The sequence below is a fragment of the Empedobacter sp. UBA5528 genome, from assembly GCF_002426075.1.
GTDB lineage: Bacteria > Bacteroidota > Bacteroidia > Flavobacteriales > Weeksellaceae > Empedobacter > Empedobacter falsenii_B.
Genome location: NZ_DINY01000023.1, coordinates 66,853 through 86,643, shown reverse-complemented (window position 1 = coordinate 86,643; position 19,791 = coordinate 66,853). Strand labels below are relative to the sequence as shown.

Here is a 19,791-nt window from a genome sequence, read left to right as displayed (position 1 = left end):
CTACTGCAAAGTAGCTTTTTTTTATCTTTATCCCCATGAAAAATGTACAATTAGGAAATACAGATTTAGAAATAAAACCAATTTTTTTCGGAGGAAATGTTTTTGGTTGGACATTGAATGAAGAAGAATCTTTTCGAATTTTAGATGGATTTTTGGACAGAGGATTTAATGCGATAGACACTGCAAATAACTATTCGTATTGGGTGGAAGGTAATGTTGGAACAGAGTCTGAACGAATTATCGGAAATTGGTTAAAATCGAGAGGAGTGAGAGATCAAATTGTTTTGGCAACGAAAGTTGGTGGACGAAATATGATTCAAGATAAGCCAAATACTACAAAAGCTCATATCTTAAAAGAAGTAGAAGAATCACTTATCCGTTTACAAACAGATTATATCGACTTGTATCAAACTCATTATGATGATGTAAATACACCTGTAGAAGAAACTTTATCCGTTTATAATCAATTGATAAAAGAAGGAAAAGTGAGATTTATAGGAGCTTCTAATTTTTCTTCGGAGCGATTGATTGAATCGTTGGATAAATCAGAACTTTATAATTTGCCGCAATACAAAACCTTGCAACCTGAATATAATTTGTATGATCGTCAGCATTTTGAAGAATTTTTGCAACCTGTTGCTGAGAAATATAATTTAGCTGTTATCCCTTATTACAGTTTAGCGAGTGGTTTTTTATCAGGTAAATATAAAACTGAAGAAGATTTACAACAAAGTTTGCGCGGTAATGGAATCAAAAAGTATTTGAATGAAAGAGGATTCAAAATTTTGGACGCTTTACAAACTATTTCTACACGATATAATATTTCTTATTCGGCAGTTGCATTGGCTTGGTTAATGGATCAGAAAACTGTTGTAGCTCCCATTGCGAGTGCAACTAAGGAACAACATCTTGATGCTTTTGTAGAAGGTGTAAATGTGCAATTATCTCATGATGATGTTAAACTTTTGACTGAAGCAAGCGAATATTAGAATGGAAAATTTACAAATGAAACCCAAATTAACTCCAATCATTTTATGGATAATGATTATTGGGAGCGGTTTGGTTGTGGCAAATAATTATTACAATCAGCCATTATTGTCATTAATCGCTAAAGATTTTAATGTTTCCGAAAGTAAAGTTTCTAATATTGCAATGTTAACACAAATTGGATACGCTTGTGGATTGTTGTTTATTATTCCTTTAGGAGATTTACTGAAACGAAAACGAATGATCTTAATCGATTTTGTTTTTATAATCGCAGCTCTTTTGGGAATGTATTTTGCACCATCTGTAAGCTGGCTTTTTCCATTAAGTTTTCTAATCGGTTTCACCTCAGTTATTCCGCAAGTTTTTGTGCCAATGGCGGCTGAATTAGCTGAACCTCAAAAAAAAGCGCAAGCTGTCGGGATGGTTATGAGTGGTTTGCTTGTTGGTATTCTACTTTCTCGTGTTTTTAGTGGCTTTATTGGTGAATATTTAGGATGGCGAGAAGTTTATATGATAGGCGCAATTTTAATGTTTGTTCTATGGATTTTTATCTATATATTTTTACCAGAAATACAACCAAATTTCAAAGGAACTTATGGTAATTTGATGAAATCGATTGTAGATTTAGTAAAAAATCAACCACAATTAAGATTAGCTTCTTTTCGTGGAGCTACAGGTTTTGCAGCATTTAGTGCATTTTGGACAACATTGGTTTTTCACTTAGAAGAAGCACCATTTTTTGTTGGAAGCGATATTGCTGGTGCTTTTGGATTAATTGGAGCAGTAGGAGCATTAGCTGCTGCATTAGTTGGTAGAGTTTCAAAAGTTCTGTCAACATCAAAAATTATCTTTTATTCCATCATTACTATGCTAATTTCTTGGGGATTTTTCTATGAATTTGGCTATACATATTGGGGATTAATTGTTGGTGTAATTTTGATCGATTTAGGTTTACAGGCAATGCATGTTTCTAATCAAACCATTATTTTTGGATTAGATGCCAAAGCAGGAAATCGAGTGAATACAGTTTACATGACAAGCTATTTTATTGGTGGATCTTTAGGAACATTTATTGCAGCAAATGCGTGGGATAAATTTCAATGGAATGGAGTGGTTGCTGTTGGCGTTTTTTTTACTTTAATCTGTTTGATTTCTCATATTTTATTCAATAAAAATAATAAGTGATGAAAGATTTTTCTTATGAAATAACATATAAAACAGCGAGAAGTAGCGGTGCAGGAGGGCAAAATGTAAACAAGGTTGAAACGATGGTTTTAGCAAAATGGAACGTTGAAGTTTCCCAATTTTTTTCTGATGAAGAAAAAGCATTAATCACAGAAAAGCTAAAAAATAAGATTAATTCAGAAGGATTTTTACAAATCAATTCGCAAGAATCTCGCTCTCAATTGGACAATAAAGAATCTGCAACAAAGAAAATGTTAGAATTAGTTGAAAAAGCATTGATTATTCCAAAGTTTAGAAAAAAGACTAAACCTACTAAAGCTTCTCAGCAAAAAAGACTGAATCAAAAGAAACAACAAGCTGAGAAAAAAGACTGTCGTAGGTTTAAATTTTAGAACAATTAAATTCGATCAACTAAAAAAATTAATAAACTACATTGTATTGCTATAATCATTACTATTTTAAAAATAAAAGACTTTTTTCTTATTTTATGACGATAAATCTGCATTGACATAAGAGAACCAATTGTTCCACCAATCAAAGTCACAAAACAAAGTGCTAATTCAGATACACGTCTTTTACCAATAATTGAGTTTTTTTATCTATTTTAAATAAAAAAAAAGAGAGGACGTTGATAAGGAGTAGAGTAAAAAATAAATATTTATCCATTCAGTGTGTGATTAAGTAGTAAAAATACTTATAATTAGGTAGATAAAAAATATTTTTCCTAGAAATCTATGTTGTTTATCTTTGTACTTCAAAATCATAAAAAATCTTCAAAAAATAAATTGTAAAATTCTAATTATAAAATAATTATGCAAGATTTAAAAGGGAAAAATGCTTTAGTCACAGGAGGTAGTAGAGGTTTAGGAAAAGCTGTTGCTTTGGCATTGGCTAAAGAAGGTGTTAATGTAGCTGTGACAGGACGAAATACAAAGACATTAGAAGAAACTGTAGAAGAGATCAAAAGTTTTGGAGTAAAAGCGGATTATTCGATTTTTAATGTAGCTGAAAAAGTTGAAGTGAAAATGCAACTTGAACGATTAATTGAGAGTTTTGGAGCGTTTGATATTTTGATTAATAATGCCGGTATTGCGGCTTTCGGAAGTTTTTTGGAAATGCCAGAAAATGATTGGGAAGAGATTGTGCGTACCAATTTATTTGGACCATATTATGTTTCTAAAGCTGTAATTCCTTCGATGGTAGAGTTAGGAAGTGGTGATATTATCAATGTATCTTCAACTGCAGGATTAAAAGGAAACGCAGTAACTTCTGCTTATTCAGCTTCAAAAGCGGGATTGATAGGTTTATCAGAATCATTAATGTTCGAATTAAGAAAGAAAAACATTCGTGTTACGACTTTAACTCCAAGTACAATTGCATCTGAGATGTCAAAAGATGTGTTGAAAATCACAGACGGAAATCCAGAAAAAGTGCTTCAGCCTGAAGATTTTGCTCAATTAATTGTCGATTTATTAAAATTAGATAAACGCGCAATGTTGGCATCAGCTTCTTTGTGGTCTACAAATCCTTAAAAATTGATTAATTAATCATATTTATAAAATCCAATTTCATTTAGAAATTGGATTTTTTTTGAAAAAATATTTTGCAGAATCATTTTTTATATTAACTTTGAATTGCAAAGTACTTTTAATATGAGCACAAATAATCCTGTAGAAAGTTTAAACGAAATCAAATCAATGATGCAACGCACATCAAAATTCACAAGTATTAGTGGATGGAGTGGTGTTTGGGTTGGAGTAGTGGGAATGATTTCTGCTTTTATCGCTTATGTTTTGATTCTACAAGATGCACTTCAAGTAAATTATAGAGGAACATTGACACCTATTTTAATGAATAATTTAGAAATTAAATTATTCATTTTAGGAATTGTAACTTTAATGGTTGCATGTATTGGAGGTTTCTTTTTTATGACCAGAAAATCGACAAAAGATGACGTTAAATTTATAAATCCAGTTACAAAACGAATATTGCGTAAATTTCTTTTTGTTTTAATCGTTGGAGGAATAGTAAGTTTGATTTTTATCAATAATTTTAGTTTTGCTTATGTAGCTCCAGCAACGCTTTTGTTTTACGGCTTAGCTTTGTATACGGTAGAACGTGACACAATTGTAGAAATAAAATATTTGGCAATGTGCGAAATATTTTTAGGGTTATTGGCTTTCTATTTTATTTTCAATGGTTTATTGTTTTGGTTTATCGGTTTCGGGCTTTTACATCTAATTTTTGGGATTTGGATGGTACGAAAATATGATTACAAAGCTTAAATTTGCAACATGGATTTTAATCTTAATAAATTAAACAAAGTCTTTGATAATCGTATTCGTGTGGGAATTATGAGTGCTTTGGTCATGAATGAAGAAATTTCTTTTAAGGATTTGAAAGACTTTTTAGATTTGACTGATGGTAACTTGGCTTCGCACTTAAAAAACCTAGAAGAAAACGATTATATTACTGTACACAAAGGATTTATAGGTCGAAAAACGAATACAACTTATTCGATAACAGCACTTGGAAAACAAGCTTTTCAGGAGCATTTGAACTATCTTGAAAAATTAATAAAGAATATAAAATAATTTTTTTTGCATTTAAACTTTGAAAAACAAAGTACTTTTTAAAATAAATAATAAAATTCAAACTTATGGAAAACAATGATTTAAAAAATGAATATCAACCTGAAAATCAATCAGTTTATTCACAAAACAAAACAATGATAAAAGGATTTTTGGTATGTCTTTTAGTTTTAGGACTTTTAATTCCGATTCCGTTCATATTAAATTTAATTGAAGAACGACAAGGAAACAAGGAAAAAGTAATTACCGAAATTTCAGATAAATGGAGTGGGAAACAGACGATTTATGGTCCTTTTATCGAGGTTACTTACATGGAAAATGTAAATGATGGACAAGGAAAAGTTGTGAAGCAACAAGTGAAAAAGTATATTTCTGCTAATGATTTAAATATAAATGGAACGATTGATACGCAGTTAAAAAGTCGTAGTATTTATGAAGCAGTAGTTTACAATTCGAAACTGAATATCAATTCGAAATTTAAGAATTATAGCGATATGCTTAATGAAGTGGAAGTAAGTGCAGAAAATGTAGTTTCGACTAAAATTGTTTTTGGAATCTCTGATTCTAAAGGATATGAGAACAAAGTAATTGTACAATCTAACAACAAAAATTATCCATTGAATATGGATAATATAACTTCTACAATTACTATTCAACCAGAAGTTAGAGTAGAAAATGGAGAATATTTGGAACAAGTGAGTACCACTAAAAAAGTGATGCCTGTGCAAATGATGTCTCAAAAAATAGATCCTTCTACATTCGATTTTAATCAAGTTTCAATCAATTTGGTGATGAAAGGTTCTCAAATGTTGAATATCATTCCATCTGCGATTAATACAAAAGTTGATTTGGCTACAAATTGGAAAGATTTGAAATATGATGGAAATTTTTTACCTAATTCTGATCCCGAAACGAAGAATGGAAAAACAAATGTAAAATGGTCTATTTATCAACAAAATCCTTTGCAAGGACAGATTTGGCAAGACGCTTCTAACTTTTCTGATTATAGTTTTGGCGTTAATTTCTTGCAGATGAACGATCATTATGACAAAACATATCGTTCGACAAAATATGCGATTCTGTTCATTGGATTAACATTTGTAGCATTTTTCTTTATCGAAAGCCGAAATAATTTCAACATTCACTTGGTACAATATGCGTTAGTTGGATTTGCAATCTGTGTCAATTTTGTGTTATTGTTATCGTTGTCAGAATATTTAGGATTTGATATTGCTTACTTTATTTCATCTGGTGCAACTATTTTATTGATTACATTTTTTGTCAATTCTTTCCTAAAATCATTTGGTTTCACATTCAAAATTACATTAATGTTAATTTTATTATACACATTTATTTACAGTGTTTTACAACTCAAAGAACACGCGTTATTAGTAGGAAGTATAGGATTATTTATCATTGTTGCAATCCTAATGTACTATTCAAAAAACATCGAATGGAACAAAACAAAATAACATTTGCACACTTATTTTTTGGGATTTTTGTCATCGGTCTTGTACTGATGGCAATTTCCTTTACGGATATTGTGATTAAAAATAATGATACAATTTTCAGCTTTTCTATTCTTATTTTAGAGCTTGTGATTTGCTTATTTGCAATGTCATTTTATTTGAAAATTGATAAGATTTCGGAGTTGTTTTTAGGAAAAATTTTCTCTAATTCTGGACAAATATTTGTTTGGACCAACATTACATGGCTTTGTATTCCAGTAGCTTTTGTTTTGGATGTAACAATTATTCGAGGATTTCATGATTTAAGTTTTTATTTGCCGCTTTTAGGTTATTTATTGTTTCTTTTAATTATAGTCGATTTTTTTGCAGCAATATTCTACACTAATTTTGATGATGAAGAAACGATAGGTTTTAATTATCTTAATTATTTTTCGATTTTTTTAGCGGTAGTTTTAATACTATTTTTTAGTTTGATTATAATACTTTTCGCTGTTTTTGAGTATCCTTCAATATCAATCTGTTTTATGATGTTTAATATTTACCTCATAAATATTATTACAAAAATTTTAAAATTAAAAGCTTAAAAATTTTTGTTATGAATGTTTACTTTGAAACTATGAAGATAGATATTCAATATTTTCAGCCAAAAGGAGAAGGTTATACACCAACGAATCGAATTATCACTTTAGATAAAATTTCAAATCAATTAAGATTTGATGATATCGATGATTAAAACATTCATAATATATAAAGTTTAAAATCTGATAAATATAAAAATTATTATTCAAATCTGTCAAATTTATAAATTAGCTGTGTGATTATCGAATAATTCTACTAAGTTTAAGGCTTGAAAATGCAATTGTAGTAATTTGCGAACCGTTTTTTAAAACAGATAGAATTATTAAATATATGAAAAGTAAAAAGTTAACCAATGTATTAACACTTGGATTTGCGTTGTTTGCGATGTTTTTTGGTGCAGGAAACCTTCTTTTACCTCCTTTGATAGGATTAGAAGTGGGTTCAAATTATTTCGTCGCGATGATAGCATTTGGGTTAACTGGTATTTTATTGCCATTTACTGGTATTTTATCTGTTGTTTTTTCGGGTGATAATTTTAATGATTTAGGGCATCGTGTGAACAAACATTTGGCGGCTATTTTAGGTACAATTATTATGATTTGTATCGGACCGTTAATTGCGATTCCTCGTACTGCCGCAACAACATTCGAAGTGGGATTAAAACCATTTTTTCCAACATTGGATCCGATGTGGGGATCGTTACTATTTTTTGCAGTAACACTTATTTTAGCGATTCGTCCCTCAAAAGTGGTAGACGTTATTGGAAATTATTTAACACCAGTATTATTGATTTTATTGACCTTATTAATAGTCATTGGAATTATATACCCAACCGCTGATTTCTTACCTTCAGACTTAACGATGATGCAATCTTTTTCGAAAGGTTTTATAGAAGGTTATCAAACATTAGACGTTTTGGCTTCTGTTATTTTTGCTGGAATTATTATTTCAGCAGCACGAGATAAAGGGTATACTGATACAAAAAGTAAATCTCAAATTGTAATTATATCAGGTTTATTGTCTACAACTTGTTTGTTATTTGTATATGGTGGATTGATTTATTTAGGTGCTACTTCTGGAATTACAAATCCAGAAATTTCTCGTGCAGAATTATTAATAGAAATCTCTCGAAATACATTAGGACAGTATGGGTTAATTGCAATTGCGTTATGTATGGCGTTTGCTTGTCTTACCACTTCAATCGCATTAACATCTGCGGTAGGTACATTTTTTGGACGTTTAACAAATGGAAAAGTAAGTTACACTGCTTTAGTGATTTTATGTACAGTAATATCGTTTGGTTTATCAATAAAAGGTGTAGACGAAATTATTAATTTTGCATATCCACCTTTGGCTTTCGTATATCCAATTACAATCACGTTAGTTATTTATATAGTGTTGTTTGGAAAAACAATTAAAAGCAAAACTCCTTATATTTTTGCATTAATAGCGTCTACAATCATCGCAATTTTAGGATTATTGAAATTATTAGGAAAGTTAGATGAATCGACTATAGAAAATCTGAATAAAATTCCATTTTTCGAATACGATTTAGGTTGGATTGCACCTTCGATTATCGGTTTTGTAATTGGTTTATTAGTTGATAGATTAAGAAAATAAAAAATCCTCGGAAAATTATTCCGAGGATTTTAACCAATCAAAACTACTATAAAAACACTAATTGAATAATGATAATGTCTATCTTTTATTCTTTTACAAATTTCTTAAAGTTTTGACTTTAAATCTATTATTCTTAAATGATTTCTTTTATGTCTAGATAGAATTAATTTATAACTATTTATTTATGATGGTTATAGAGAATTTCAATCACATGATTTAAGATAAGTTTATGAATTTTTCGTATTTTGAAAAATCAAAAAAATAATCCAAAAAAATGATCGAAAATTGTTCGCGTTGTAACGAAACAATGGAGTGTAAGGTAGATGATATTTCGAATTGTGCTTGTACTACAATTGTTATAAAAGATGAAATAAAAGAGTTTTTGAAGAAAACGCATTACAAATGTTTGTGTAATTCTTGTATAGAAAAACTGAATTATTTTGTAGAATTAGATCAAGAATATCCACATCCAACAATGCCTTCGGAGTTTGTTCCTCATATACATTATTATATCGAAAATGGGTATTGGGTTTTTACAGAATTTTTCCATTATCAGAAAGGAAAATGTTGCCAAAATGGTTGCAGACATTGTGCTTATGGTTATAAGAAATAAAAAATGGTTCAACTTACATTGAACCACTAACCAACCTAAAAATACTATAAAAAAACTCTATTTGATTAAGGATATTCTTCTTCAGAAAATCAACTTCATTATCCTTAACAACTATGAATAAATTATTTATGGTACAAAGGTAGGTAGATTTCTTAATTTGATAAATAAATTTATATTTATTTTTTTATACTCAAATAGATAGAATTTATATTAATGTTAAGAAAATATTAAATTTACCTATTTATGAATATTTGCTAAAAAATCAATACTACATTTCCGAATGTTGTAATTCTAAGAAAAATATTGCATTATTTTTTTTGAAATTTTTTCAGCAGTTGTTTTATCTTCAGTTTCTTCCAAAGTTGTTACATAATCCTCTAAGAAACTTTTGATTTCTTGTTGATTAGAACCTTCAAAATTAGCTAAATAATCTTCGAAATCGATATTTCCTAAAACACGATCAAAGTAAGTTTTGGCTTCATCATATTTTTTCATGCTCACTAACAAAGGCGCAATGCTATGACTAATATAAAACTCGTTTACAGCAGCTTGTTCAGCATTTTCTTCTTTTTTGAAATGTGCAGAATTTAAGTAACTATTATAAGCTTCCACAGCTTTTTCATTTTCACCTAAAACCTCATAACAACGTGCTTTGAAGAATTTAATTTCGTAAAATTCGTCTTCATTCAGTTTATTGAAAAATGTAATACTTTCTTTGGGATTTGAATAAAATTTTCGGTATCCAATAATAAAATCTTCTACAAATTCTGTATCTGTTTGTTCAATAGCGAAATTCAATAAGTTTTGAGATTGTTCTTCTGTTAATTGTCCAATAAAAGCTTCCCAATAATTCACCAAAGTATTGAAATCATACGCCAAATCTTCCACAAAAATTTGTGCAGCAATTCGTAGAAATTTATCACCCAATTGATCGATTATTTCATGGTCTTCATCAGAAAAATCAGTTGAATTATACAATAGATTTTCGATAATTTCTGACGCCTTATCTTCTGAATAATCATTATTTAATTGTTTCAAAGCATTGCTAACATTGAATTCCATTTGTGTAAATTTTAAATTAAAAATCAACACAAAGGTAACTGATTTACTGCAAAAAAAACTTGATAATTTCAAAAGTTAATCGTCAATTCTAATGAGAATTTAATGAATAGTTTTTTTGAGAAAGTAGAATTTTAGTTATCTTGTGGTAGTTTTTATTAGTTTATTTAAAATAAACGTTTTATGTTACGAATCTATTCGATAGTACTAATTATATGTGGTTTTTGTTTTACAAAAGCTCAAAATTTGAATGTTGGCGCTCAGTTTCCGATTAATAAAATTGAAAATATCAATCAATCTTCAAACTTTAAAATTATTGTATTTACGCCAAGTTTATACAAAACGAATCCGTATGCGAGCATGATGACAACTTCGCTGAATTATTATTTTGTGAAGAATTTGGCATTTTCGTCTCAAAATCCACCAAAAATTGATGTGATTTATATTGTAAATGAAGATAATAAATGGAGTAAAGAACCGCAGCAAACGTTTGCTTTTAATGAAACGACTAATCAAAATAAGTTGGATGGAACGAAGGTAATTTATGATGAAGTTGGAAAAATTTACAATGCAATAGGGTTGAAACCTTTTAAGCAAAATTCAATTTCGAGTATAATTCCAACGTCAAATTCTAACAATGTTTTAGTAGAAAGTTCGATTCTTTTTCTAGTGGATCAAAACAATAAAATTTTGATGCGAGATAATGATTATCGTGCGCAAGGCGAACATCTGAAACCTTTGGAAAGATTGATTAAAAGAACGTCTAAAATCGATAACATAGAAGTAAATATCACAGAAAATAAAACCTTGAAGGTTGGTGATAAAGCACCAGATTTTATTTTGAATGGACCGAATTATAAGACTAATTCGACAGATAAATTTTTGAATGATAAATCGACTTTTAAAGTTTTAACGTTTTATCCTGCGGCGTTTAGTGGACAAATTTTGCCTGATTTTACGTCAATTGATACGAAAGCAGCAATGACTTGTGCTGCTCAAATTCAATTAATCGATCATAATCCATTGTTACAAAATGTAAAAAATTACGCAGTTTCTAGTTCTACAAATCCGTTGTTAGAATTATGGAAATCAGCTTTGCGAACAAATAATATTACGTATTTGAATGATGAGAATTATGCAATTTCGTTGATGTATAATTCTTATAATCGTTTAGGTTACAATAATAGAGCAACTTATGTGATTGATAAAAATGGAATTATTGTGTATGCAAATCCAGATTTGACGTTTGAAGATGAAGCAAAATTTCCAACTATTTTAGAAAAAATCATTCTGAATAGTAAATAAATTATGAATCAAATTGTGTAATATCTTCAAATTTAGCCTCAATCAAATTTCTTAAATCTTCGGGGTTTAGAATAATTTGTAAACCTCTTTTTCCTGCACTAATACAAATCTGATCTTGCAAAACAGCCAGTTCTTCTATGTAAGTAGGAAATTGCTTTTTCATTCCGATAGGTGAGCAACCACCACGAATATAACCTGTAACATTCAGCAAATCTTTCAAAGGAAGCATTTCGCAGTTTTTATTACCAGAAATTTTCGCAAATTTTTTCATATCAAGATGTGTGTTTGCAGGAATTACGGCAACTAAAAATGGTTCTATATTTCCTTTCAAAACCAAAGTTTTATAAATTCCTTCCGGATTTACGTTCAATGAATTTGCAACATGCAAAGCATCAATATGTTCTTCATCAACTTCATATTCGCGCAATTCGTACGAAATATTGTGTGTGTCTAAAATTCGTACTACATTTGTTTTAGCAGTTTTATTGCTCATTCTATAATAATTTACACAAAGTTATTACGAAAAACTTTTATAAAGGTTTTTCTATAGAATTATTGTCTAAGATAATTTTTTGAACGAAAATTTCTATTCTCAAAACTATTCTTACCTTTGCATTATAAATGAAGTTTTTGCAACACATATTACGTTTACCGTTTTTTAGCACTTATTATCGTACAATATTTGCTCGGGTAGACTATGTGTATACTTCGTATTAATTTTGTACGTCAAAAATTTAATCATAATCTACAAGCCCGAGCAGTTTTGCTCGGGCTTTTTTTATTTAAAAAAAATCATGGAAAATTTAAAAAGTTTAAAGGAAAATGTAGCTATTTTTTTACCAGAAAATGGATTGGAAGAAAAATTAAAATTAGCTGAAAAAGAAAATCGACCATTACGAATCAAATTAGGTTTTGATCCTACCGCACCAGATTTACATCTTGGTCACGCCGTTGTATTGAAGAAATTGAAAGAATTTCAAGATTTGGGACATCAAATAGTTATTTTGGTTGGGAGTTTTACAGCTCAGATTGGAGATCCAACAGGAAAAAATAAAAGTCGTCAACCGCTGAATGCAGAACAAGTTCAGAACAATGCGGAAACCTACATTAATCAATTGTCAAAAATTATTGATGTGAATAAGGCTGAAATTGTGTTTAATTCAGACTGGTTAGATCATTTACCTTTTTCGGATATTATTCAGTTGTTGTCAAAAGTTACGGTTGCACAACTGATGCATCGAAATGATTTTAATAAACGCTTCACCGAAAATACGCCGATTGCAATGCATGAGTTGGTTTACCCGATTTTACAAGCATACGATTCTGTTCAGATAAGTGCTGATATCGAAATGGGAGGAACGGATCAATTATTTAATTGTACAATGGGACGACAATTGCAAGAAACCAATGGAGAAGCTGCTCAGATTGTAATGTGTATGCCACTTTTGAGAGGAACCGATGGAAAAGAAAAGATGAGTAAATCGTTGAATAATATTATTGGTTTGACGGATGAACCAAATGAAATGTTTGGGAAAACAATGTCTATTCCAGATGATTTATTAGAAGAATATATTGCGTTAGCAACGGATTTTTCTATTGAAGAAAAAATGAATTTGAATGAGCGATTAAAAACAGATAATCCAATGTTAATTAAGAAATTAGTTGCAAAAAATATTATTATTCAATACCATTCTGTAAATGAAGCTGAACAAGCAGAAGAATTTTTTAACAATCAATTTCAGAAAAGAAATGATGAAAATAGAGTTTTCGAAGTTGTTAAAATTAGTTCTTTAAACTTTGAGAATGATAATATTACATTGTTAGATGTTTGTCATCAATTAAAGAAAGATTTATCGAGAAATGCAATCAGACGTTTGATAGAAAGCGGTGCAGTACAAATTAATGGAGAGAAAAAAATGGATGCTTTTGATGATTTTGAATTAAAAACCGAAACTAAAATTAAAATAGGAAAACGAGATTTCTTCGAGTTGAAGTAATAGTGAAAAGATGATTTACTATTTAGTAAATCATCTTTTTTATCTCCTATTTTCTTAATCTTGAAAAATTTGATCAAAATTTTTATATTTCTTTTTTAAGCGTTGTTTCGCTTTTTTGACTGAATCAGCCGAAATTCCTAAGATTTGCGAAATTTCTAAATTGTTCAAGCCTAATTTTAACAAATAAATAGTTCTCAAATTAGATTCGGTTAAAGATGGAAAATTTTGAGAAAGATATTTTACAAAATCGTTTTGTTCATGAGCAAAAATATTTTTGAAATTTCCCCAACTTTCGTCTGTCATTAAATGCGAATCTAAGAGATTAACTAATTCATTATATTGTTTTTCTTTGTTTATGGTACTTGAATTGGAAATAGAATTGATTTCATTTTTTAATGTAACTATTTGTTTATTCTTTTCAGACAAATAAGTTTTATAAGATTCTAAAGTTTGAGCAGTTTTATTTAATTTATTTTCAGATTTAAGTTTTTCATTTTGAATAGATAATATTTTATTATCGTATGTAGAATTTTGTATTTTTATTTTTCGACGATAAGAAATTATTACAAATAAAATGATAATGATTAATAGAAAAGAAATAAGAAATAATGCATTTTTTAGGATGGTTGTTTTCTCTTGTTCTGCTTTTTCTGCTTCAAATTTAAAGTTGAAATTATCTTGTTGAATTTTCCAATTAATTTCATTAATCACATTTTGGCCATCAGTTTTTTGCAACTCTAACTCCAATTCATCTAGTTTTCTTCGGCTAATTAACTCCTCATTGATATTATTGTTTTTTACAGCAATTTCTAATAAGATTTTATAAATGTCATATTCAAAACTGTTCAAATAAATTTTCTGAGAAGCATATTCTTTTGCTTCATTCAAAATTATTTTAGCATCATCAATTCGATTTAATTGCAAGTACAATTTTCCCAATTGAATATTAGCGTACATTAAATTTCGAGCGTTTTTTAATTTTTTAGAAATTTCAATATCTTTTTTCAAATTATCAATCGCTAAATCGTACTGTTTGTTGAGAATATTTATAGAGGCAATATCACCTAAAGCTTTTGCATATCGAATTTCGTCCTTATTTTGAATTGCATATTCTTTTGTTAATTCGAAGTAATTATTTGCTTTATTAATATTATTTTTATTCATAAAAACATGACCAATCGCATTCAGAATTGTTCCATATTCGTGGTCTTTTTTGTTGGTATATTTTAAAGCTAACAAAAGATATTTTTCACTTTTATCAAATTCTTTTACATTCATAAAGTAGAATGCATTCTTTTTGTAAACATCACTTTTAGAAAAAATATCCTCATCTTTTGTTAAGTCGAGAAGTTTTGATGCTTCCATAAAATATGGATAAGCATTTTGATATTGGCTAAAATTATAATAGTAATACCCATATTGTGTATTCACCCAAATTTGTAATTCTGGTGAGTTAACATTTTTTGAAACTTTTAATGCAGACTCAAATAACGAATTACTTTTTTTGTTTAATTTATCGTTGGTTTGTGCATAGAGATTAGCTAAATAAACTTGATAAATTGATTTTAGACTTTTTGATAAAAAAGAAGTTGATGAGATATCTAATTTCTTGAAATTATTTTGCAATTGAATAGTATCTGTCACATTTTTATTCTGTTCGATGATTTTTTCAATAAGAATACGTTCATCATTTTTACTAATAGAACTAAATGATGATAAAAATAAAAAAGGAAAGAGTAGGAGCGTAAAAAAAATAGAAACTTTCAATATATTATTTTTTCAAATATAGACCGAAAAAATTGTAAATCTTAACAAAAAATTGAATTATTTTTATGTTTAACTTCATTTTCAAAGTATTGATATTTAGATGAATATGAAATGTCCCCCCAGTTGTCCCCCCTCTAAATTGAGTATTTATTTTTTTTATTATCTATTTTTGAATTAAGTATCTCGAAAGATTACTAATCTATCATCAAACTATTAATTAAAAATTTTAGACTCTTCAACTACTTAAACCTATTTATAAATCCAATTACAAAATTATCTCCTCCATAATGTATGTTATGGGGGAATTTTTTTTGAATTTTTTTCTTTGTAATTTAGTTTAATATTTTAATTAGAAAAGAACGGATGAGAAAAATAAACTACTCAGTGTTGGATTTGGCTTATGTAAGAGAAGGAGATACATTAAATCAAACGTTCAAAAACACGTTAGATAACGCAAAATTTGTAGACGAAATAGGGTATAGCCGTTATTGGTTATCTGAACATCATAATATGCAGAATGTAGCGAGCGCGGCAACTTCTTTATTAATAGGCTATGTAGCAAATGGAACTTCAAGAATTAAAGTTGGTTCGGGAGGAATAATGCTACCTAATCATACTGCTTTATCAGTTGCAGAACAATTTGGGACTTTGGATGCGCTTTATCCAAATCGTATCGATTTAGGTTTAGGTCGTGCGCCAGGAACTGATCAATTAACAGCTTCTATTTTGCGTAGAGGAGATAATTTTATGAATTACGATTTCGAAGCTGAAATCAAAAATCTACAAAACTATTTTAGTTTAGATAATAAAGAAAGTAAAGTGCGTGCGATTCCTGGAGAAGGAGCAAATGTGCCGATTTATATTTTGGGATCAAGTACAGATTCGGCTTTTTTGGCGGCTAAATTAGGTTTACCTTATGCATTTGCGGGGCATTTTGCGCCACAACAATTTTATAATGCGGTAGAGATTTATCGTTCTCAATTTCAACCTTCAGAATTTTTGCAAGAACCTTATACGATTGCTTGTGTCAATGTAATTGCGGCGAATACAGACGAAGAAGCGCATTATTTATCGATGTCGATGTACCAAGGATTTTTGAATATTATTACCGATAAACGCCAACCAATTGTTCCACCCGAAAAAACACAATTAGAATTGGCTTCGCCTGAGCAAAAATATATGCTAAAAGGAATGACAGCTTTGTCTTTTATTGGAAGTAAAGGTGCTTTGGCGCAGAGTTTAGATGAATTTATTTTTGAATCTAAAATTGATGAAATTATGGTTTCTACGAATGTTTTTGATCAAAAAGCAAAACGAAAATCGTATCAAATTGTAAGTGAATTATTTCGTTAAATGAAATCAAAGAAATCAATCTCAAAGTTCAAGTATTATTCAATGTTTGTTGATCAATTCAAAGATCAATTGACGATTGTTTTGATGCTAAATCTTGTTTTATTTTTTATTGCAAACCATTGGAGTTATCTTGTTCCTGAAGAATTTTTGTTTGTAAGTCACAAAGATATTTTTGGCTTATTTAGAGAACAATTTGTGCTGAATGAATTTTTTGAGGTATTGGCTTATACTTTTTTGGGCGCTTTATTTATCCATTTCGGAACATATAAAATGAATAAAATCTGGATTTTTAGGCTTAATGCGTTGCTTTTAGTAATTGTTTCCACTTATTTTTGGACAATTCCTTTGCTGCAAAGTGCTGAGATTGTTTTACAAAAAGGTCATCCTTATTTTATTGCGGCGATTATTGGTCAAATTCTTTTGTATTTGATTGTCGGAAACGAATTTTTAGGTTCAATCAAAAATAAAAGAAAACAACCCAAAATCAATCATTCTTAGTTATATTTGCCAAAACTTAATTTTTACAAAAATCAAACTATGTACTCATTTGATAAATTTCACGAATTAATTGCCGAAACAATCGATAAAAATCCATTTTCTAAAAATCCAGAAGAATTATACGAACCGATGGATTATATTTTGAATATTGGTGGTAAAAGAATTCGTCCAATTTTGACTTTATTGGGAACTGATTTGTTTGATGGTGAAGTTGAAAAAGCGTTGAAACCTTCGTTAGCGATTGAGTTTTTTCATAATTTTTCGTTGATGCACGACGATATTATGGACAATGCTTCATTAAGAAGAAGTAAACCAACAGTTCACGAAAAATTTGGATTAAATACAGCGATTCTTTCTGGTGATGCGATGTTGGTAAAAGCATATCAATATTTAGAAGATTTAGAACCAGAATTATTTAAACGTTCGACAAGATTATTTTCTAAAACTGCTTTAGAAGTTTGTGAAGGACAGCAATTGGATGTGAATTATGAAACAAAATTGAATGTTTCATACGAAGATTACATCAAAATGATTTCTCTAAAAACGAGTGTTTTACTTGGTTGTGCTTTGAAATTAGGCGCAATGATTGGAAATGCTTCGGAGGAGGATTCAGATAAATTGTACCAATATGGTTTGAATTTAGGAATCGCGTATCAATTGAAAGATGATTATTTGGATGTTTTTGGTAGCCTTGAACATTTAGGTAAAAAACACGCTGGAGATATTTTCGAGAATAAGAAAACGATTCTTTACATTTCTGCTTTAGAAGCGGCAAACGAAGAAGAAAAAGAGGAATTATTATATTGGTATAGTTCAAATACAGATAATATCGATAAGGTATATGCGGTAGAAAAATTATTCAGAAAACTGAATGTTAACCGTAAACTTTCAACGTTAATTAGAGAATATACGAATAAAGCGCACAGCTATTTGGATCAAATTGATGTTCCAGAAGAACGTAAATCTTATTTGAGAGAATTAAGCGAAGTTTTAATTGATCGACAAGGATAAAAAATGCAATTTCGAACGTCTTTTCAAATTCAATCTTCTGATTTTAAACTCAATCATCAACACAAAATATTGACGATAGGTTCTTGTTTTTCAGATGAAATTGGAAAGCGTTTGACCGATTTAAAGTTTGATGGATTAATTAATCCATTTGGAGTGATTTTTAATTCACATTCCATTCAAAATTTAATAGAAAGAAGCATTCATAAAAAATATTTTACAATAACTGATGTACATCAAAACGGAGAAGAATTTTTCTGTTTCGATGTACATTCGTCGTTTAATGCGTTGACGAAAGAAGCTGTTTTAGAGGAATTAAATTCAACAATCAATCAGGTTCATGATTACATTCATTCTTGTGATGTGTTGATGATTACATTGGGAACATCGTGGATTTATGAATGGAAAACTTCAAATCAAGTTGTCGCGAATTGTCATAAAGTTGAGGCAAAACAATTTGAAAAAAGATTATTAACAACAGAAGATAATCTAAAATCGTTGGAATTGATTGTTTCAGATTTGAAGAAAATTAATCCAACTATTCGCATCATTACAACAGTTAGTCCTGTTCGTCATACAAAAGATGGAATGATCGAAAATAATGTAAGTAAAGCTAGACTGTTGGATGCTTTATATCAATTAAGTCTTCAAAATAATCAAGTTGAATATTTCCCGTCATATGAATTAGTTTTAGATGATTTGAGAGATTATCGTTTTTTCAAAGAAGATTTGATTCATCCATCGAAACAAGCCGTTGATTATATTTGGGAAAAGTTTTCAGAAACTTATTTCGAGCAATCAACGCAAACAATTATTCAAAAAATAAATAAAGTTATTTCAGCAATTAATCATCGCCCTTTTAATGAAGGATCAGACAATTATCAACAATTTTTAGTAAAAACGATTACATTGATGAATGAATTAGAAAAAGGAAATCAACTTGATTTTTCAGTTGAAAATGAACTTTTGAAATCAAAAATAAAACATGTTAATTGATACACATACACATCTATATTCGGAGCAATTTGAGAATGATATAGATGAAGTAATTGCGCGAGCAAAGCAAAATGGAGTAGAGCGATTTTATTTGCCAGCAATTGATAAAAGTTACACGGATAGAATGTTGGCGTTAGAAGCTGCTCACCAAGATTCGATGTTTGCGATGATGGGTTTGCATCCGTGTTCGGTTCATCCAGATACAATAGAAGACGAATTGGCTCATGTGCGCAAATGGATTGATAAACGACCATTTAAAGCAATTGGCGAAATCGGAATTGATTTGTATTGGGAAAAAGAATTTTTACAAACGCAACAAGATGCATTTAAAATGCAAATTGAATGGGCAAAAGAAAAGAATTTACCAATTATCATTCATTGTCGAGATGCTTTCAATGAAGTTTTTGAAGTGTTAGAAGAAGTGAAAGATGAAAAATTATTCGGAATTTTTCATTGTTTTTCAGGAACAAAAGAAGATGCACAACGCGCAATAGATTTCAATTTGAAATTAGGAATTGGTGGAGTTGTAACCTTTAAAAATGGTAAAATAGATCAATTTTTAGGTGATTTTGATATCAAACATATCGTTCTCGAAACAGATTCACCTTATTTAGCGCCAGTTCCGTTTCGTGGAAAACGAAATGAAAGTAGTTATTTGACACATGTTTGCGATAAGTTGGTTGATATTTACCATCAAACACCAGCTGAAATTGCAGCAATTACAACAAAAAATGCGTTTGACATTTTCGAACGTTAGGATAAAT

The 19,791-nt window shown here is 29.3% G+C and carries 21 protein-coding genes; 17 read left to right on the top strand and 4 right to left on the bottom strand.

Annotation, left to right across the window (positions count from 1 at the left end; genetic code table 11):
* Nucleotides 1-35 precede the first annotated feature (35 nt).
* The 3 genes from B4L98_RS04430 to arfB are packed head-to-tail and all read left to right on the top strand — an operon-like array spanning nucleotide 36 to nucleotide 2,564.
* Entirely contained in the window at nucleotides 36-989 is a 954-nt protein-coding gene (locus B4L98_RS04430) for an aldo/keto reductase (RefSeq protein ID WP_286495199.1), read from the top strand.
* A 1-nt stretch (nucleotide 990) separates the two neighbouring features.
* Nucleotides 991-2,172 carry an MFS transporter gene (locus tag B4L98_RS04425; RefSeq protein ID WP_286495198.1) on the top strand — a complete coding sequence of 394 codons (1,182 nt, stop codon included), beginning with the start codon at nucleotides 991-993 and terminating at the stop codon, nucleotides 2,170-2,172.
* Nucleotides 2,172-2,564, top strand: a complete 393-nt coding sequence (arfB, locus tag B4L98_RS04420; RefSeq protein WP_286495197.1) for an alternative ribosome rescue aminoacyl-tRNA hydrolase ArfB — start codon at nucleotides 2,172-2,174, stop codon at nucleotides 2,562-2,564. Before B4L98_RS04425 ends, arfB begins: the two co-directional genes overlap by 1 nt.
* A 5-nt stretch (nucleotides 2,565-2,569) precedes the next feature.
* Here arfB and B4L98_RS04415 read toward each other — a convergent pair whose 3' ends face one another.
* Nucleotides 2,570-2,755, bottom strand: coding sequence for a DUF1294 domain-containing protein (locus tag B4L98_RS04415; protein WP_409410630.1), 186 nt, complete (start codon nucleotides 2,753-2,755; stop codon nucleotides 2,570-2,572).
* A gap of 229 nt (nucleotides 2,756-2,984) precedes the next feature.
* Between B4L98_RS04415 and B4L98_RS04410 the strand changes: the two genes are divergently transcribed.
* The 7 genes from B4L98_RS04410 to B4L98_RS04380 all read left to right on the top strand — a co-directional run bounded on the left by B4L98_RS04410 (nucleotide 2,985) and on the right by B4L98_RS04380 (nucleotide 9,044).
* Complete coding sequence (locus B4L98_RS04410; protein ID WP_221856283.1) at nucleotides 2,985-3,704, top strand: 3-ketoacyl-ACP reductase; 720 nt, start codon at nucleotides 2,985-2,987, stop codon at nucleotides 3,702-3,704.
* 120 nt (nucleotides 3,705-3,824) lie between these two features.
* On the top strand, nucleotides 3,825-4,457 hold the full coding sequence (locus B4L98_RS04405) for a hypothetical protein (protein WP_219034337.1): 633 nt from the start codon (nucleotides 3,825-3,827) through the stop codon (nucleotides 4,455-4,457).
* A gap of 9 nt (nucleotides 4,458-4,466) precedes the next feature.
* Nucleotides 4,467-4,766 carry a winged helix-turn-helix domain-containing protein gene (locus B4L98_RS04400; RefSeq protein ID WP_038331250.1) on the top strand — a complete coding sequence of 100 codons (300 nt, stop codon included), beginning with the start codon at nucleotides 4,467-4,469 and terminating at the stop codon, nucleotides 4,764-4,766.
* 65 nt (nucleotides 4,767-4,831) lie between these two features.
* Nucleotides 4,832-6,235 (top strand): cell envelope integrity protein CreD, encoded by a 1,404-nt coding sequence (gene creD, locus B4L98_RS04395; RefSeq protein ID WP_286495193.1) that lies wholly within the window; start codon nucleotides 4,832-4,834, stop codon nucleotides 6,233-6,235.
* Nucleotides 6,217-6,816 (top strand): hypothetical protein, encoded by a 600-nt coding sequence (locus B4L98_RS04390; RefSeq protein ID WP_219034339.1) that lies wholly within the window; start codon nucleotides 6,217-6,219, stop codon nucleotides 6,814-6,816. Before creD ends, B4L98_RS04390 begins: the two co-directional genes overlap by 19 nt.
* A 325-nt stretch (nucleotides 6,817-7,141) precedes the next feature.
* Nucleotides 7,142-8,431: a branched-chain amino acid transport system II carrier protein gene (gene brnQ / locus B4L98_RS04385; protein ID WP_286495192.1), complete on the top strand. Its 1,290-nt coding sequence runs from the start codon at nucleotides 7,142-7,144 to the stop codon at nucleotides 8,429-8,431.
* 274 nt (nucleotides 8,432-8,705) lie between these two features.
* Complete coding sequence (locus B4L98_RS04380) at nucleotides 8,706-9,044, top strand: cysteine-rich CWC family protein (protein ID WP_038331257.1); 339 nt, start codon at nucleotides 8,706-8,708, stop codon at nucleotides 9,042-9,044.
* 291 nt (nucleotides 9,045-9,335) lie between these two features.
* Here B4L98_RS04380 and B4L98_RS04375 read toward each other — a convergent pair whose 3' ends face one another.
* Nucleotides 9,336-10,106, bottom strand: coding sequence for a hypothetical protein (locus tag B4L98_RS04375; RefSeq protein WP_286495190.1), 771 nt, complete (start codon nucleotides 10,104-10,106; stop codon nucleotides 9,336-9,338).
* Nucleotides 10,107-10,286: 180 nt separating this feature from the next.
* Here B4L98_RS04375 and B4L98_RS04370 point away from each other — a divergent pair, with 180 nt between their 5' ends.
* On the top strand, nucleotides 10,287-11,408 hold the full coding sequence (locus B4L98_RS04370; protein ID WP_038331384.1) for a redoxin domain-containing protein: 1,122 nt from the start codon (nucleotides 10,287-10,289) through the stop codon (nucleotides 11,406-11,408).
* A 1-nt stretch (nucleotide 11,409) separates the two neighbouring features.
* Here the strand turns inward: B4L98_RS04370 and ybaK are convergent, their stop codons facing one another.
* Nucleotides 11,410-11,901 (bottom strand): Cys-tRNA(Pro) deacylase, encoded by a 492-nt coding sequence (gene ybaK, locus B4L98_RS04365; protein ID WP_125349287.1) that lies wholly within the window; start codon nucleotides 11,899-11,901, stop codon nucleotides 11,410-11,412.
* A 301-nt stretch (nucleotides 11,902-12,202) separates the two neighbouring features.
* Here ybaK and tyrS point away from each other — a divergent pair, with 301 nt between their 5' ends.
* The gene (tyrS, locus tag B4L98_RS04360) at nucleotides 12,203-13,405 is read left to right on the top strand and encodes a tyrosine--tRNA ligase (protein WP_125349288.1); all 1,203 of its coding nucleotides are present in this window, start codon (nucleotides 12,203-12,205) and stop codon (nucleotides 13,403-13,405) included.
* 54 nt (nucleotides 13,406-13,459) lie between these two features.
* On the opposite strand, the gene B4L98_RS04355 is transcribed toward tyrS, so the two are convergent.
* Nucleotides 13,460-15,049 (bottom strand): transcriptional regulator, encoded by a 1,590-nt coding sequence (locus tag B4L98_RS04355; RefSeq protein WP_291077631.1) that lies wholly within the window; start codon nucleotides 15,047-15,049, stop codon nucleotides 13,460-13,462.
* Nucleotides 15,050-15,535: 486 nt separating this feature from the next.
* Between B4L98_RS04355 and B4L98_RS04350 the strand changes: the two genes are divergently transcribed.
* From B4L98_RS04350 to B4L98_RS04330, 5 genes are read left to right on the top strand one after another with little or no spacing between them, the layout of a single operon-like run.
* Entirely contained in the window at nucleotides 15,536-16,525 is a 990-nt protein-coding gene (locus B4L98_RS04350; RefSeq protein WP_115001001.1) for an LLM class flavin-dependent oxidoreductase, read from the top strand.
* Nucleotides 16,526-17,023, top strand: a complete 498-nt coding sequence (locus B4L98_RS04345; RefSeq protein WP_115001000.1) for a hypothetical protein — start codon at nucleotides 16,526-16,528, stop codon at nucleotides 17,021-17,023. It abuts the gene before it with no gap.
* Nucleotides 17,024-17,062: 39 nt separating this feature from the next.
* Nucleotides 17,063-18,034: a polyprenyl synthetase family protein gene (locus B4L98_RS04340; RefSeq protein WP_115000998.1), complete on the top strand. Its 972-nt coding sequence runs from the start codon at nucleotides 17,063-17,065 to the stop codon at nucleotides 18,032-18,034.
* A gap of 3 nt (nucleotides 18,035-18,037) precedes the next feature.
* Nucleotides 18,038-19,027: a GSCFA domain-containing protein gene (locus B4L98_RS04335; RefSeq protein ID WP_221855401.1), complete on the top strand. Its 990-nt coding sequence runs from the start codon at nucleotides 18,038-18,040 to the stop codon at nucleotides 19,025-19,027.
* The gene (locus B4L98_RS04330) at nucleotides 19,017-19,784 is read left to right on the top strand and encodes a TatD family hydrolase (protein ID WP_291077629.1); all 768 of its coding nucleotides are present in this window, start codon (nucleotides 19,017-19,019) and stop codon (nucleotides 19,782-19,784) included. Before B4L98_RS04335 ends, B4L98_RS04330 begins: the two co-directional genes overlap by 11 nt.
* The last annotated feature ends 7 nt before the right edge of the window (nucleotides 19,785-19,791 follow it).